Here is a 16244-nt window from a genome sequence, read left to right as displayed (position 1 = left end):
TTTTCCGGAATAAATTGAGCCATTTCCGGAAAAAAAGAAAAATTTCCGGAATAGCTCTCGGACTATCCATTTTAAAAATGGCAATTTTCCAACAATCCAACCTTTAAAAAGGAATTCAACAGCAAATATAGAATTGTAGTGGTATATCGTACTAAGGAGGGAAGGAATTGTTCTATAAAGAAAGGAAAATACCACTTAAATTTAGAGCAGAAGAGGCAATTATAAGACGGCTTGATAGTACACATCCAAAATTCTCGTTCATTCAGGAAAACCATAGAAAGATGTCTGCAGGTATTCGTGGCGAAAAGGAATTAGATTATCAATTAGGCTTTCTTCCTAATGAAAAATACCTGATTCTAAATGATCTTAGACTTCAGCAAAATGGTCACTTTTTTCAAATTGATACCCTTCTCCTATCCCCTAAAGCTTCCTTCATTATTGATTCCAAAAACATTTCAGGAACTGTTTTGTTCGATTTTAACTTGGAACAATGTTTACGGATTTTTAACGACAAAGAGGAAGGAATACGCGACCCTATTACTCAGGTTCGTACACACAAACGACTTTTATCCCAATGGCTGATCGATAACAAGTTGGGATCCATTCCTTTAGAATACTTAGTTGTTATGACACACGCCACAACAGTGATTAAAACACATGGAAACAGCACAAATAAAAATAGAAGATTACTACATTCTGATCAGCTTTATGAAAGGTTAATTGAGTTTGAGAAACGATATACCAATGAAAACCTAACATTAAAAGAAATCAAAAAAATTGGCAAACAACTTCTAAAATCCCATACTCCCCTCCTTCCTAAAATCCTCTCAGCATATTCCATTGATCCTTTTGACATAAAGCCAGGAGTCCAATGCCCTTCTTGTTTAGCAATACCCATGAATAGGCAGCATGGAAAATGGTTTTGCAACAATTGCGGCTGCAAATCCAAGGATGCCCATATTTCAGCTATAACAGATTATTCCCTTATATTTAGCCAAACAATTTCACTTTCACAGTTCCGGAATTTTCTTCTTATTCCTGAATCAAAGGTTAAAATGGCATCTGATTTGTTAGTTTCTCTAAAACTCCCCCACCATGGCACAAAAAAAGGAAGAGTCTATGACCTCTCCCCTCTTATGAAAATATAAAGATCAACCTATTTATAACCAAAATAAAAAATCTACCTTTGTATGGTAGATTTTTTAACGGCGTGATCTTGGATTTAGCGCATCTTTCAATCCTTCACCAATGAAATTGATGGAGAGGATTGTCAGAGTAATGGCAAGGGCCGGCGGGATCCAGATCCACGGTTTTCCTTGTAATACGTCTGGTTCATTTGCGAATGAAAGCATATTTCCCCAGCTTGGGATTTCAGCTGGAACTCCAAAACCAAGATAACTTAATGCCGATTCTGACACAATCATTCCAGCGAATAGGATCGTTGCCTGTACAATGATAGTAGAAAGAACGTTTGGCAATAGATGCTTGGTGATAACCTTGAAAGGAGAACAGCCAATTGAGATGGCAGCGAGAATGTATTCATTCTCCTTCTCAGCCAGGATTTTGCTTCGTACAATCCTCGCAACACCGCCCCAGCTAAGCAAGCTGATTACCATGATCAGTACAACAAGTCCGTTTAACTTTCCATAGAAAATTGTACCTAAAACGATAACGAAAACAAGGAACGGGAAGTTTAGAACAAAGTCTGTAAACCTCATTAACATACTGTCCACAATACCGCCGAAGTATCCGGCAATAGAACCGACAACAGTACCGAACATTATAACGAAGAAAGTACAACTGAGTCCAACTAATAAGGAAATCCTGCCGCCATACAGCAGTCTCGTGAATACATCACGCCCGCTTTTGTCTGTTCCAAGCCAATGTTCAGACGATGGTGGCAGTGACATGGAACCAATATTAATTTTAGTAATGTCAATTGTCGTTATATATGGAGCCAAAAATGAAATGATTGACACGAAGATCAAAAAGATCAAGCTTGTCATTGCCAATTTGTTTGCCACAAATTTTTTTCGAGCGATGGCCCATGGAGACAAGCCTTTTTCTGGCTTCAGGTTAATCTGTGTATTTTTTGCTGTTGAAATTTCCATAGCCATCCTCCTTAATCAAGCCTGATCCTTGGATCAACAACTCCATAAAGTATATCGGCAACCAGGTTACCAAATAAAGTCAAGAATGAGAACATCATTGTTAAAGTCATCAATACCGGATAATCTCTCTGGGATACTGAGTTCAAAAACAACTGACCAATACCTGGATATGTGAAGATTGTTTCAGTGATGATGGCTCCGCCAACCAATGCCACAATATCAAATCCAAGGAAAGTAATCAGCGGGATCATTGAATTTCTTAAAATATGCTGATTGTAAATCTTGCTTTCAGAAGTTCCTTTTGCTCTTGCTGTACGCACAAAATCTTTACGGCTATTTTCTATAATGTCATTACGCAAAAACTGCGTATAGCTTGCGGTACTTAGTAATCCTAATACAATTGCAGGCAAGAATACGTGGTGCAGCCTGCTGAACCAATAAGCAGCCGTTCCTTCTGTAGCGGATATATCCACCGAACCGTTTGAAGGGAACCAGCCTAGATTGAATGAGAAGAAATAAATCGCGAACACCCCTGCGACAAACGCTGGAAGTGCCAGACCTATATAGTTTGCGGTACTAATCGCATTATCTCCAAGCGAATATGGTTTTCGGCCGGAGTATATACCCATAATAAATGCAAGGATATAAGTTATGACAATACTTGAGAATCCTAGAAAAATAGTATTAGGCAAACGTTCACTGATGATTTCACTTGCAGGAATCTTATAACGTGTAGACTTTCCAAATTCGCCTTGCATGAAGTTCGTAATCCATGTTAAATATTGCTCGTGGATAGGGTCATTATATCCGAGCTTCTCGCGCATCTCTGCTATGTATGCCGGATCCGTATTGTTCGGATCAATTTCTCCACTGAGTGAATCCCCTGGCATAAGTTTCGCCAGGGAAAACACAACAATAGAGATAAGGAAAAGCATAGGGATCATGCCGAGGATGCGTCGTAAACTGTACTTAAGCATATGCATTCTCCTTAACTGAATAAGTGGTTCTTAATTATTGCTTAATCCACCATTCGTGAGATGAATTCGCACCAGATACATCAAATTTAACACCTTGTACACGCTTAGAAACAGCGATTGCTTCTTCAAGCTCAAGGATTGGCAATACTGGTACATCTTCATTCATAATCTTCTGCCACTCAGAGTAAAGCTCTTTACGTTTCTCTGTGTCAGTTCCAACTACTTCGATATCTACAGCATCTTGAAGAAGCTTTTCTGCTTTTTCATTTACATAGCGAGGGTAGTTCCATACAGATTCAACACCCCAAAGTGGTAGTGGATCTGGATCAGCGCCAGTTCCCCAGCCGCCGTAGAATACTTCTAGAGCTGGATCGTCTTTTTCGATTTGATCGTAGTAAAGGTTAACGTCAGTCATTTGAAGCTCAGATTTCAAGCCAACTTCTTCCCAGTACTGAGTCAAAGCTTTTGCACGTGCTTCGAAAGTAGGGTTTCCAGTTGCATAGTGAGAGAATTTAACAACGAATTTTTCACCCTTAGGATCTTCACGGAATCCGTCACCGTCTTTATCAACATAACCAGCTTTGTCTAATAGTTCTTTAGCCTTTGCAGGGTCATAAGAATATTGAACAGGCATATCTTTGTTATCTGCAGCAATCCAGTGTGCAGATGGGATTGGACGATCTAGTGGTTTGCCAAGTCCGCTGAAGAACGCATTTACCCACTCTTCACGGTTGATTGCGAATAGCATAGCTTGACGAAGTTCTTTGTTAGCATACTTGTCAATGTTCATTACGTTTTTCTTGCCATCGTACTTACCTAATTTGAAACCAACATAGTAGTAAGATAAGCCAGGGAATCTTACAACATCAACGTTATCTAATGCTTCGATTTCTGGTAGTACTGTTGGGTGGAATGGAGTCATGTCAAGAGTTCCATTCTTAAGTTCTCCAGTAGTCAGGGAGCTGTCGATAACTTTAACGATGATTTTCTCTAAGTGAGGCTTGCCTCTCCAGTAGTCTTCATTTCTAGTAAGCTCTACTGATTCACCAGGGACAACTTTAGTAACTTTGAATGGACCAGTTCCTACAGGCTTAGTGCGAACCTGCTCAGAAGCAGCCATGTCTTTAGGTGCGATTCCTTCAAACTCTTTTCTTGAAAGCGGGTAAGACCAAACGTTTTCAAGGTTGTTAACACGTGCTTTGTCGAAAGTGATTTTTAAAGTGTAGTCATCTACAACTTCAAGACCAGAGATCTTGTCAGCTTTCTTTTCGTTGAATTCTTTAACACCTACGATAGTGTTAACGTTTGACCAGCGCTGGTGTTCTCCACCAAGTGTAGCGATTGTTTCGATTGCGAATACCCAGTCATTAACTGTAAGTTCTTCGCCATTGTGCCATTTTACGCCTTTTTCAAAAGTGAAAGTGAAAGTTTTGTTGTCATCAGTAGTCCAGCTAGCGATGCCTGGTACTGCTTTAAGGTTTTCATCATAGTCGATCAATGCATCGTCGAAGAATGCGATGATATCATCGTCTCCGTCTGCATCGTAGAAGTTCCAGTTTAATAGACCTTTGAATTCAGAATCTAAAGCGTAAACTAATGTGCCGCCATCTTCTGGCTGGCCTTCTGCAGTTGTTCCTTTGTCATCATCTTTTGGTTCAGTAGTTGTCTTTTCTTTGTCTCCACCGCTGCACGCAGCAAGGAATGTTGATAAAACCAGTACTAGCATGGCTAGCCAAAGCAAAGGTTTCTTCATGGTTTTCCCCCCGATTTTTGTTTTTTATTTTTTAAAAAATTATTGCCCTAGTAAAGGTGGCAAGCAACCTGATGTCCTGGCTTCACCTCCTTTAAAGCTGGCTTTACTTGAGAACACTCGGCCATCGCGGCTGGGCAGCGCGGATGGAATGGGCATCCTGTAGGAGGATTCATCGGACTTGGAACATCTCCTTCAAGAACGATCCTTTCCTTTTTCCTTCGCGGGTCCGGCATTGGAATGGCTGAGATCAAAGCCTGAGTATATGGGTGGAGCGGTTCAGCATACATGCTGTTGCGGTCAGCAATTTCTACCATATTGCCGAGGTACATTACACCGATCCGGTCACTCATATGCTTAACGACACTTAGGTCATGAGCGATGAATAAAAAGGTTAAATCAAATTCCTTTTGAAGCTTCTTCAACAGATTAAGAACCTGCGACTGTACTGATACGTCCAGTGCGGACACCGGCTCATCAGCTATGATTAGCTTTGGCCTCAGGGCAAGTGCACGGGCGATGCCGATCCTCTGTCTCTGGCCACCAGAAAATTCATGAGCATATTTAAAATAAGCATCTTCTGGAAGTCCAACCTTTGTCAGTAAATCCAACACTTCCTCTTTTAAATCCTTCGTGCTTACATTTTTAAAATTTTTGATTGGTTCAGCTACGATATCGCCGACCATTTGCATTGGATTCAATGAAGCGTATGGATCCTGGAACACCATTTGGATATCCTGACGGATGGCTTGCAGCGACTTCCCTCTTAATTTCGTGATGTCCTTGCCATCAAACAAGATTTCACCATCTGTTGCATTCAACAGGCGGATGATCGTTCTGCCGGTTGTTGATTTGCCGCAGCCTGATTCACCTACAAGTCCTAATGTTTCACCCTTTTTTATCTCGAATGAAACATCATCTACAGCTTTTACATTCCCAATTGTTCGTTTGAAGAAGCCGCCTTTCACAGGATAGTAGGTTTTCAGATTCTTAATTTCCAGCAAATTCTCTTTATCTAATAAAGTCGTATTGCTCATTATGCCTTAACTCCTTCTCTTGGCATACTTGCTTCATATAGAATGCACGCCACGTCATGTCCCGTTTCGACCTCTCCCAGCAGCGGTGTAATGCTTGTACATTCCGGCATTGCTTTAGGACAGCGGTTAGCGAATCTGCAACCGGTTGCCGGCATATTCTTAAGAGATGGGACAATCCCCTTGATTGAGCTTAATTCTTCTTTGTCTTCATCCATTTTAGGGATGGCACCCATCATTAACTCTGTATAAGGATGCTTAGGATTATAGAAAAGTGTCTCAACATCTGCACGTTCAACAATTCTGCCAGCATACATAACAATTACTTCATCGCACATCTCAGCTACGACACCAAGGTCATGAGTGATGAGGATGACTGACATATCGTTTACTTCCTGGATGCTCTTGAGCAGGTCAAGGATCTGGGCTTGTACTGTTACGTCCAATGCAGTAGTTGGCTCATCTGCTATTAACAGCTTTGGCTGGTTGGCAATGGCCATCGCGATCATGACCCTTTGTCTCATACCTCCAGAAAGCTGGTGAGGATATTCATCAACAATTTTTTCCGGTCGGGATATACCAACGCTCTTCAGTAGCGCGATACTCTTTTGCCTTGCTTCAGCTTTTGAAATTTTTGTGTGGTTAAAAAGGACCTCTTGAAGCTGGAAACCAATCGTGAATACTGGATTCATTGATGTCATCGGTTCCTGGAATATCATTGAGATATCCTTGCCGCGAATTTTGTTCATTTCCTTTTCGGACATTTGTTCTAAATGAGTTCCCTCAAAAAGGATTTCACCGGATCTGATTTTACCGACGCCTTTAGGCAGCAGCTGCATAACCGAAAGACTCATTACAGATTTTCCGCACCCGGATTCGCCAACAATCCCAACAATCTGACGTGGTTTGACATGAAAAGAAACATTATCAACCGCATTATAGTATTGCCCGTCAATCGAAAAGGCTGTTTCCAGGTTTTTCACCTCTAGTAAAGGTGTTTCTTTATGTATTGAATAATTGCTCATTTGGGACACCTTCTCACATTTTAAATAATAAAATATTCTGCAAATTCAATATATTTTAATAAAATGTTATTACAGATTTATTACAATTGCAATACTTTTTTTTCAATTGGGAAATTTATTATTTTTCAAAAATAATAAAAAACCCCTGTACAATGGGGTTTTCGCGAATTAAAAAAATGTTAAAAATTTAGCAACTTTGTAAATTTATCGGAAGGAAGTTTGAAGGAAGCTTTTTCAGTAAAGTTTTTTTGCTGCTTGTATTGTTTTATGATTTCATATCCGATTGCATATCCCAAAAGCCTTGGCCTGCTTCCCATTCCAAATAAAATTTGATCGTGCAGTTTGTCTTTTCTTGTAATCGAAAGTTTTTCTGAAAGATCTTTTTTCCAAAAATTAGCTAATTCTTCTGTCGAATATCGCCGGCTCCACTCGCCGGTATATTCTTCGCCGCAATTTTCTGCAACCGCATGCTCTGCGAGGCCCTCGAGAATGATTGAATCAAGCAGCGTGTACTCAGCTGGATCTTTAATCAAGCCGTTCATCCGGCATACATGGTGGTATTCATGGACGAATAATGCTTCTATTTCTTTTGGGTCCTCGATGGGGGTTAAAAATAAAAACAACTTATCTTTAAAGGAGACTCCTGATTTTCCCTTCCCTTCCTTCATTAATCTTCCGTTTGAAGTGTCCATCGGAAAAATAAATATCGGTATTTCAGGTCCTTTCCACTTACTTTTATACTTCAAGTATATTTTCTCTATGTTCTCCCACAGCTTTCGCGACTTCATCTCTTCATAAGTTTTCTTGCTCTTTTGATTCGGCTTGTACATACCAAAATCCTGTAAATATCGGTATATTCTTAGCGGGTTTACTTCACCTGGAAAATGGTCCGTTAAACGTTCACAAATCTTTTTTGGATTATCAAAATTCATTTCTAACCATTGATCCGTCCTGATTATCCCATCTGTTACCCTCCAAAGACTTTTTATTGTAAGTTTATGAAATACGCTTGGAAACGTTCAAAAAATTTTTACACAAAAAATTTCCCAACTTGCTTCTTCTTATGATGAAATTTCATTAATAGGAAAAAGCCAGGGGACTCCTGGCTTCTACTCATTAATTTTTGGGTCAAGTGCATCCCTGAGTCCATCTCCTACAAAGTTAAAACAAATGACAGTCAAAAGAATCATCAGACCTGGAGCAAGTGGATACCACCAAGACTTTAATAGAATGGTAAAATTCTGCGCATCCTGAAGCATATTCCCCCAGCTTGCGTGTGGAGGCTGTATACCTAATCCTAGATAGCTGAGTCCTGATTCAGCCAGAATGACATACCCGACAGCAAGGGTAGCAGAAACAATGATTGGTCCCATCGCATTTGGAAGGATGTGAGAGAATATGATTGTATGAGTTTTCGTTCCGATGGTTTTTGAAGCAAGGACGAATTCTCTTGACCTAAGCGAAAGAAATTCACCTCTTACAAGCCTGGCGGTAGTGGTCCAGCCAAGCAAGGCGAAAATCAGGATCAATTTATCAACGCCTGGCTTGAAAATGGTTACCAATGTAATCAACAGGAATATTGAAGGAATGGATAGGATGACATCAACAAATCTCATAATCATCGCGTCAACAATTCCACCCACATAGCCGGCCACTGCACCAAGGAAGGTTCCTATTGTAATAGAACCGAGCACAGAGGCAAAACCGACGAGTAAGGAGGCTCTTGCCCCATATAAAAGCCTTGAAAACGTATCCCTTCCGAAACGATCTGTACCAAGCCAATGCTCACTGCTTGGCGGCTGTAATTTTTGTAGCAGGTTTTGTTTGGAAGGTGAGTATGGGGCAATGACCGGTGCCAGAATGGCAGCAGTAATAATGATGATTAGAAAGACAGCACCCATAACAGCGAGTTTATTTTTGAAAAACTTTCTGGTGATAATCCCGATCATTGTGTCCCGCTGAGTCTTGATGCCATGCAATTCAAGATTACCTGAGGTATTTCCAGCTAAGTTTGTTTGTGCCATGTGTACCTCCCCTTAGTATTCAATCCTAGGATCAAAAATTGCGTATAAAATATCAGCGACCAGATTGCCTATTACAACAAAGACTGCCGAGATCACCGTTAGTCCCATAATAACTGGATAGTCCCGCTGAAATGCTGAATCAACGAATAACAATCCGATGCCAGGCCAAGTAAAGATTTTTTCCACAATTACTGCTCCGCCGATGAATGAAGGAATCATCAGCCCAAAGATTGTGATCACTGGTATAAGTCCATTGCGCAGGCCATGTTTATAGATAACCTTTTTTTCCTTAAAGCCCTTTGCTCTGGCTGTCCTGATATAATCCTGCTTGATTACCTCAAGCATGCTTGATCGTGTGTATCGTGTCAGTCCTGCCATATCAGCGGCTGCAAGAACAAATGCTGGCATGATCAAATGATGGAGCCGGTCCCAGAGACTAAAAGGAGCATTCAAGGTCGCAACCCCACCCGTCGGGAACCAATTTATCTGGACGGCAAATACCATGATTAAAATTAGTCCAAGGAAGAAGTTTGGCGTCGCTACTCCCAGGAATGAAGTCACCGTAACTGTATAATCAAGCTTTGAATATGGCCTAGTTGCAGATATGACACCAAACGGAATGGAGATCAACAATGCCAGGATGGTAGATACGACCATCAGTAAAATGGTATTTGGCATTCTGTTCATAATCATTTCTATTACCGGGACGCCTTTACGGATAAGGGATGTCCCAAAGTCGCCCTGCAGCATAGCACCGAGCCACTTAAAATACTGAATATGGATAGGATCATTGAGTCCATATCTCTCCATGAATTTTGCCTTGTCTGCCGGACTGATCGTCGGATCCATCAACAAGCTGGAAGGATCACCTGGTGCCAATTTCATGATGGCAAAGGAGACAACCGTTATCCCTAACAGCAATGGAATGGCCATCAATATTCGGCGAGTGATATAAGATAGCATGGAAATTCTCCTTTTTTATCAGGCTATTTTCGCTCTTATTTGAGGCAAGATCTTTTTAAAAGCTATTTTCATAACCATTGTTGCTATTAAAATAGTGTTGACTGGTATCTAGGAATGCTCACTTGTCCCGCTGATCCCGCAGGACTTAGAAAAAACTCTTTGAATCAACACTGCACGATGAAATTGTGTAACCATTTTCTAAGAGTTTCGCGCCTTTTGCTCCATTCAACAAAGTTACAAAACAAAAATCAGCTTTTGGCATAGCCTTAAAAAAGCCTTCAATAAGAACTTGATAAAGTATTAGAAAAATACGATAAGCTCCTAATCAATAATGTATGGTAATGACTGAAAATAGTCTTATTTTCAATAAGGAAGAAAGGGAAGAACATTCCTTCCCTTTCTATCTAAGTTGTGTGCCTCTTTAACTTATTTTTTAAGCCACCATTTGTAAATCTCATAAAAATCGTCTCTCGCATTGAATACATAGCCTTCGAGATTTGCTGGCATTACACGGTGAACGTTTGGATAGTACAGGAATGAATACGGCTGGTCTTCTGCAATAATTTTATAGATATCAGCATATGCCTTCTTATATTCTTCTTGATCCATGATTTGTTTAGCTTCTTCCATCAGCTTATCTGCCTCAGGATTTGAATACCAGACAAAGTTCAGGCCTTCTGCCTGCTGGCTTGTATGGAAAATATCATATTGATCTGGGAACGTTGATAAAGCCCATCCAAGTACTAACGCGTCATAGTTCCAGTTTGGTGCGGAAATTTGCTCAATGAATGCGCTCCACTCTACGATTTCAGGTTTCGCTTCGATTCCTACCTCTTTTAGCTGTTCCTGAAGAACAACTACGATGTCTTCACGAACTTTATTTCCCTGGTTTGTTTTAACGGTGAAGGAGAACTTCTTACCATCTTTATCAAGGATTCCGTCTCCATCAGTATCCTTCCAGCCTGCTTCTGCCAGCAATGACTTAGCTTTTTCAACATCATATTCGAATTTTGGCACATCGTCATTATAGGCCCATGAAAGCGGACTTTCAGGCACGTGAGCAACCTGACCGTCACCGTTCATTACAGACGAAACAATTGCTTCTCTGTCAATGGCATGTGTGATTGCCTGGCGGACTTTCTTGTCTTTAAACAGTTCATTCTTCTCGTTATAGCCAAGATATGTGTAGGATAGGCCTAATCCCGATTCTACCTTCACACCTGGGAATGATTTTACAGTCTCGATATCTGTCCCAGGGACACCTGCGGCAAATTGGATATCGCCAGCTTGGATCTGTGCAATCATTGCATCCATATCAGGAACGATTTTGTATGTTAACGTGTCAAGGTTTGGCCGACCCTTAAAATAATCATCGAATGCTTCAACCTTTACATACTCGCCATCTTTCCATTCAACAAACTTGAATGGGCCTGTTCCAATCGGGCTCTTTGTATTGAATTCATGCTCGCCTAATTTAGCAACAGGTACATCCTTTAGGATATGTTCAGGCAAAATGCCATAGCTTAATGAAACTGGATAGAATGAAGCATCCTTCTTGCTAAGCTTGAACTCTACAGTGTAATCGTCAATTTTTGTAACCTTATCCAATGCTTCAAACGCTGATCCGCGTTCCCCATTATAATCAGGATTTTTTGGGATGCTATACGTGAACACTACATCGTCAGCAGTGAATTCTTCACCATCATGCCATTTTATGCCCTTTTTCAGTTTTGCAGTATAAGTAAGACCGTCATCTGATGCCTGAATATCTTCTGCCATGCTAAGAGTTGGGTTGAATTCTGTATCAGAAGATACTAAACTGTCGTAGATGAAGCCCTCAATATCAGAACTTGATGTATCTGTTGAATATAAAGGGTTAAAGAGAGTCGGAGCACCAGTTGAACCAATGATTAAATCCCCGCCCTTTTGCGGTCCTTCAGCTACCTCTTCATCTTTCGTTCCGTCCTTGCCATCTTTCCCCTGCGAATCATCGGCTGGCTTGTCGCCGTTATTGCAGGCTGTCAGGAATATAGAGAGAATCAGAGTCAAGCATATTAACCACCACGAAGCTTTTCTAAATTTCACATTATTTCCCCCTTAAACTATATTGATTTTTGTGTTTTTCTTGAACAGACCGTGCACCTATCTCCTCCTTTCAAGTCATGCTGCCATCCGTTATCTGAATAGGTGGCAGGCAACAAAATGGTTTTCTTTGACTTCTTTGAAGTCAGGATTCATTTTCTTGCAAAGGTCAAATGCAGCAGGACACCTTGTATGGAATACACACCCTTTGGGTGGATTTGCCGGGCTTGGGAGCTCACCTTTTAAAAGGATCCTTTCCCGCTTTTGCGCTCCTTTTTTCCTCGGTACAGGCACAGCAGAAAGGAGTGCCTGCGTATAAGGATGCAGCGGCTCAGCATATACATCTTTCTTTGATGCCAGTTCCATCATTTTTCCAAGGTACATAACTCCGACTCTGTCGCTAATGTGCCTCACTACACTCAAATCGTGGGAAATAAAAATATAGGTTAATCCAAATTCCTCCTGAAGGTCCTCCATCAGGTTGATAATCTGGGCTTGAATCGAAACATCCAGTGCGGATACTGCTTCATCAGCTATAATCAAATCAGGATTTAGAGCGAGCGCCCTTGCAATTCCAATTCTTTGGCGCTGTCCTCCTGAAAATTCATGTGGATAACGGTTTATAAACGAAGCATTCAGGCCAACCTTCTCTAATAGTGCTTCTACCTTTTCATCTCTTTCCTTGCTTTTGTATTGATGATGTGTATCCAGCGGTTCTCGAATGATCGATCTCAATGTCTTTCTAGGATTGAGAGAGGCAAAGGGATCCTGAAAGATCATCTGGATATTTTTGCGGACATCTTTGCGCAGCTCCGATTCAGAGAGATTAGAAATATCCTTCCCTTTAAAAAGGATTTTGCCATCGGTAGGTTCATAGAGTCTGATAATCATTCTTCCAACAGTGGATTTTCCACATCCTGATTCGCCAACTATGCCTAAGGTTTCACCCTTGTTCACCCTCAAATTTATTCCATCAACTGCCTTAATATGACCAACAGTCTTTTGCAGCAGTCCGGATTTAATAGGAAAGTGCTTCTTGAGATTCGTCAATTCAAGTAAAGTTTCAGAGGTTTTTAACTGTGAGGCAAATGTCATAGTTTCATTTGTTGTGATCATTGGTTCACCTCCTTGCCATCTTGTAAAAAGCATCTTACTGAGCGATTTCCGCTTTTAATCTCAAGCTGTGGCATTTCAGCATAACAACGATTAAAGGCATGGGGGCATCTTGGTGCAAAACGGCAGCCAGGCGGGAGTTTTTCTGGTGACGGAACATTGCCCTCAATTGAGATCAGCCTTGCATGATCTTCATCAATCGATGGAATCGAGCCCATTAGGCCAACTGTATATGGATGAAGAGGTTCTTCAAATAATTCTTCAACAAGTGCTTCCTCTACCACCTGCCCGGCATATAGAACAATCACACGATCCGCTACCTCTGACACCACTCCTAAATCATGAGTAATAATCAGGATTGAGGTATCAAATTTTTTACTTAAATCCTTCATTAAATCCAAAATTTGAGCCTGGATGGTAACATCCAATGCAGTTGTTGGCTCGTCCGCAATCAGGAGCTTAGGGTTGCAGCTCATTGCCATTGCAATCATTACCCGCTGCCGCATCCCTCCAGATAAACGATGCGGATAATCATTCACAATTTCATTCGCCCGGGAGAAACCAACCATTTCTAGCATCTCAATTGCCTTTTTCTTCGCCGTGGTTTTGTTCAAATTTTGGTGATAAGTCAGTACTTCTGTTATCTGCTCGCCAATGGTAAGGACTGGATTAAGAGAGGTCATGGGCTCCTGGAAGATCATTGAGATATCATTCCCGCGAATTTTGCACATTTCATCCTCACTCAGCTTAGTAAGATCTTTCCCTTCAAAATTGATCTGCCCGTCCACGATTTCCCCGGGCGGGTTTGGAATCAGTCTCATGATCGATAGTGAGGTAATGCTCTTTCCCGAGCCAGACTCTCCTACCAAAGCTACCGTTTCGCCTTTATTTATGACCAAATCAACTCCGTCAACCGCAGGAATGACTGTTTTATTTCTTTTAAAATAAGTTTTTAGATTTTTCATTTCCAATAAAGCTGCCACTTTTCTTGTCCACCGCCCTATCTAACTAAAATTGATATAAATTGGAGATTTAAACAAAGTTAAAGATTCTAATAATTATTAATTATTAAATAATGTTACGTTTTATTACTCTTTCATTACTTTTTTGATAGGAATTTATAAATAGCGGCACTTGAGATTTAAATTTTATAGGCTTTTAGGTACAGGTTTTTGGATAGAGGCCGTTTGCAGGAAGAAACTTAATTGGAGAAATAGAAGTGCGCATGAGGCTTAACTCCCCTCAGAAAAGGAGCATCTTTTGTGGAAGTCAGCAGATTTTTACTAGCTAATGATCTTGAGTGAATTTTCAAGAACCGCTCAATCGGCTATTTAACACGCGATTGAGTGTTGACTATAGGAAGGTGTTATTATATTGGTCCATTAATAAAGTCCTTGGTTATCAGAAATTACAAAAATGTGGAAAATTAGGTCACAATAAAGGCACTTGGATACCTAAAATTACAAAATGTGGAAAATATAGCTAACAATAAAGACTATTGGATACCTAAAAATACAAAATGTGGAAAATGAGACTACCAATAAAGACTCTTGGATACCTAAAAATACAAAATGTGGAAAATTAGGTCACCAATAAAGACTCTTATTTACCTTAAAATACAAAATACGGAAAATGATGTCGCCAATAAAGACTCTTGGATACCTTAAAATCCAAGAAGTGGAAAAAAGGGTCACCAATAAAGACCCTTGGTTATCTATAAGAGCAAAATGTGGAAAAGAATAGTTATAAGAGACACTCCTATGACCATTCAATCAGCTTTTACGTTCGAATGGTGGCGGGAGGTTTCAAAGATCCCCCATCTCTCGTCCAAACAAAATAAAAAGACTGTAGACAAAGTCGATTTTCATCGATATTGTCTACAGTCTGAGATAGGATTCCCCGGCTTTTTATGCGTTATATTTACGAAATGCTATTGTTGCGTTATGTCCGCCAAATCCTAAAGAGTTGCTGATTGCAGCATTAACTTGCAGTCTGCGTGCTTCATTCGGCACATAATCCAGGTCACATTCTGAATCTGGAGTTTCAAGATTAATTGTTGGCGGCAGGATTCCTTCCTTTAAAGCAAGGACAGTGAATATTGCCTCAATCCCTCCTGCTGCTCCGAGCAGGTGGCCAGTCATTGATTTAGTTGAACTGACAGCAAGGTTATAAGCATGCTTACCAAAAACGGCTTTAATTGCCATCGTTTCGAATTTATCATTATATTCCGTGCTCGTTCCATGAGCATTGATATAGCCAACCTCTTCTGGTGCAAGTCCGGCATCGTCAAGCGCCATTTTCATCGCACGTGCCCCGCCTTCGCCTTCAGGAGCTGGTGCGGTGATATGATAAGCATCCCCGGTTGCTCCATAGCCTACAATTTCAGCGTAAATTTTTGCGCCGCGGGCAAGTGCGTGTTCCAGTTCTTCAAGAACAACAATACCGGCTCCTTCACCCATTACGAATCCGTCACGATTTTTATCGAATGGCCTGCTTGCCTTTTGTGGATCTTGGTTCGTTGATAGAGCCGTGTTCGCACAGAAGCCGGCGAATGACATTTTGGTGATTGGCGCTTCTGCTCCACCTGATACCATCACATCAGCATCACCGCGCTGGATCACTTTGAAAGCATCGCCAATCGAGTTTGTTCCAGTTGCACATGCCGTTACTGTACAAGAGTTAAAGCCCCGTGCGCCAAGAGTGATGGATACTTGTCCTGTAGCCATATCTGGGATCATCATCGGCACGAAGAATGGGCTGACCCTGCGGTAACCTCTGTTCATGAAGGTTTCATGCTGCTGCTCAAATGTTTCCATTCCGCCTATTCCAGATCCGATCCAAACCCCGACCCTAGGTGCGTTTTCATCATTGATTTCAAGGCCTGAATCTTTTACTGCCATCAAGGATGCTGCAACTGCATAATGAGTAAAGCGATCCATTTTCCTGGCATCTTTTTTATCAATAAAATTTTCTACATTGAATTCCTTTACTTCCGCAGCTACCTTAGCAGGAAAGTCATCTGCATTCAGCCTTGTTACTGGGCCGATTCCTGAGACACCTTCAACAATATTATTCCAAGTAGTTTCTGCATCATTTCCAAGCGGAGTGACTGCCCCGATACCGGTAACTACAACTCTGCGTTTCTCCATCTTCATTACATCTCCT

The 16244-nt window shown here is 41.0% G+C and carries 13 protein-coding genes; 1 reads left to right on the top strand and 12 read right to left on the bottom strand.

Features of this window, described 5'->3' with window-relative positions:
• Positions 1–167 precede the first annotated feature (167 nt).
• Entirely contained in the window at positions 168–1148 is a 981-nt protein-coding gene (locus tag AABM38_RS06860; protein WP_423409717.1) for a nuclease-related domain-containing protein, read from the top strand.
• Between the two features lie 54 nt (positions 1149–1202).
• Here AABM38_RS06860 and opp4C (AABM38_RS06855) read toward each other — a convergent pair whose 3' ends face one another.
• From opp4C (AABM38_RS06855) to fabF, 12 genes are all read right to left on the bottom strand, one after another.
• Positions 1203–2111, bottom strand: coding sequence for an oligopeptide ABC transporter permease (gene opp4C / locus AABM38_RS06855; RefSeq protein ID WP_423409716.1), 909 nt, complete (start codon positions 2109–2111; stop codon positions 1203–1205).
• A gap of 11 nt (positions 2112–2122) precedes the next feature.
• Positions 2123–3088, bottom strand: coding sequence for an oligopeptide ABC transporter permease (gene opp4B / locus AABM38_RS06850; RefSeq protein ID WP_423409715.1), 966 nt, complete (start codon positions 3086–3088; stop codon positions 2123–2125).
• Between the two features lie 34 nt (positions 3089–3122).
• Positions 3123–4841: an oligopeptide ABC transporter substrate-binding protein gene (gene opp4A / locus AABM38_RS06845; protein WP_423409714.1), complete on the bottom strand. Its 1719-nt coding sequence runs from the start codon at positions 4839–4841 to the stop codon at positions 3123–3125.
• Between the two features lie 47 nt (positions 4842–4888).
• Positions 4889–5875 carry an ABC transporter ATP-binding protein gene (locus AABM38_RS06840; protein ID WP_423409713.1) on the bottom strand — a complete coding sequence of 329 codons (987 nt, stop codon included), beginning with the start codon at positions 5873–5875 and terminating at the stop codon, positions 4889–4891.
• Entirely contained in the window at positions 5875–6897 is a 1023-nt protein-coding gene (locus AABM38_RS06835; protein WP_423409712.1) for an ABC transporter ATP-binding protein, read from the bottom strand. The genes AABM38_RS06840 and AABM38_RS06835 overlap by 1 nt, the downstream gene beginning before the upstream one ends.
• 179 nt (positions 6898–7076) lie before the next feature.
• On the bottom strand, positions 7077–7829 hold the full coding sequence (locus AABM38_RS06830; protein ID WP_423409711.1) for a DUF2268 domain-containing protein: 753 nt from the start codon (positions 7827–7829) through the stop codon (positions 7077–7079).
• A 177-nt stretch (positions 7830–8006) separates the two neighbouring features.
• Entirely contained in the window at positions 8007–8846 is an 840-nt protein-coding gene (gene opp4C / locus AABM38_RS06825; RefSeq protein ID WP_423410684.1) for an oligopeptide ABC transporter permease, read from the bottom strand.
• An 87-nt stretch (positions 8847–8933) separates the two neighbouring features.
• Positions 8934–9884 carry an ABC transporter permease gene (locus AABM38_RS06820; RefSeq protein ID WP_423409710.1) on the bottom strand — a complete coding sequence of 317 codons (951 nt, stop codon included), beginning with the start codon at positions 9882–9884 and terminating at the stop codon, positions 8934–8936.
• Positions 9885–10310: 426 nt separating this feature from the next.
• A complete protein-coding gene (locus AABM38_RS06815; RefSeq protein WP_423409709.1) occupies positions 10311–11969 on the bottom strand; it encodes a peptide-binding protein in 1659 nt (552 codons plus the stop codon).
• A 90-nt stretch (positions 11970–12059) separates the two neighbouring features.
• Positions 12060–13061 carry an ABC transporter ATP-binding protein gene (locus AABM38_RS06810; RefSeq protein WP_423410683.1) on the bottom strand — a complete coding sequence of 334 codons (1002 nt, stop codon included), beginning with the start codon at positions 13059–13061 and terminating at the stop codon, positions 12060–12062.
• 17 nt (positions 13062–13078) lie between these two features.
• The gene (locus AABM38_RS06805; protein WP_423409708.1) at positions 13079–14062 is read right to left on the bottom strand and encodes an ABC transporter ATP-binding protein; all 984 of its coding nucleotides are present in this window, start codon (positions 14060–14062) and stop codon (positions 13079–13081) included.
• A gap of 924 nt (positions 14063–14986) precedes the next feature.
• On the bottom strand, positions 14987–16228 hold the full coding sequence (fabF, locus tag AABM38_RS06800; RefSeq protein ID WP_423409707.1) for a beta-ketoacyl-ACP synthase II: 1242 nt from the start codon (positions 16226–16228) through the stop codon (positions 14987–14989).
• Between the last annotated feature and the right edge of the window lie 16 nt (positions 16229–16244).

The sequence above is a fragment of the Heyndrickxia sp. MSNUG genome, from assembly GCF_049532715.1.
Taxonomy (GTDB): Bacteria; Bacillota; Bacilli; order Bacillales; family Cytobacillaceae; genus Mesobacillus.
Note: the sequence above shows the minus strand (reverse complement) of the source record. Positions and strands in the feature narration are given on the sequence as shown.

Excerpts from the sequence above, each read along its gene's own strand:
- opp4C (WP_423409716.1), bottom strand. The coding sequence starts at position 2,111 with ATGGAAATTTCAACAGCAAAAAATACACAGATTAACCTGAAGCCAGAA.
- opp4B (WP_423409715.1), bottom strand. The coding sequence starts at position 3,088 with ATGCTTAAGTACAGTTTACGACGCATCCTCGGCATGATCCCTATGCTT.
- opp4A (WP_423409714.1), bottom strand. The coding sequence starts at position 4,841 with ATGAAGAAACCTTTGCTTTGGCTAGCCATGCTAGTACTGGTTTTATCA.
- AABM38_RS06840 (WP_423409713.1), bottom strand. The coding sequence starts at position 5,875 with ATGAGCAATACGACTTTATTAGATAAAGAGAATTTGCTGGAAATTAAG.
- AABM38_RS06835 (WP_423409712.1), bottom strand. The coding sequence starts at position 6,897 with ATGAGCAATTATTCAATACATAAAGAAACACCTTTACTAGAGGTGAAA.
- AABM38_RS06830 (WP_423409711.1), bottom strand. The coding sequence starts at position 7,829 with ATGAATTTTGATAATCCAAAAAAGATTTGTGAACGTTTAACGGACCAT.
- opp4C (WP_423410684.1), bottom strand. The coding sequence starts at position 8,846 with ATGATCGGGATTATCACCAGAAAGTTTTTCAAAAATAAACTCGCTGTT.
- AABM38_RS06820 (WP_423409710.1), bottom strand. The coding sequence starts at position 9,884 with ATGCTATCTTATATCACTCGCCGAATATTGATGGCCATTCCATTGCTG.
- AABM38_RS06810 (WP_423410683.1), bottom strand. The coding sequence starts at position 13,061 with ATGACATTTGCCTCACAGTTAAAAACCTCTGAAACTTTACTTGAATTG.
- fabF (WP_423409707.1), bottom strand. The coding sequence starts at position 16,228 with ATGGAGAAACGCAGAGTTGTAGTTACCGGTATCGGGGCAGTCACTCCG.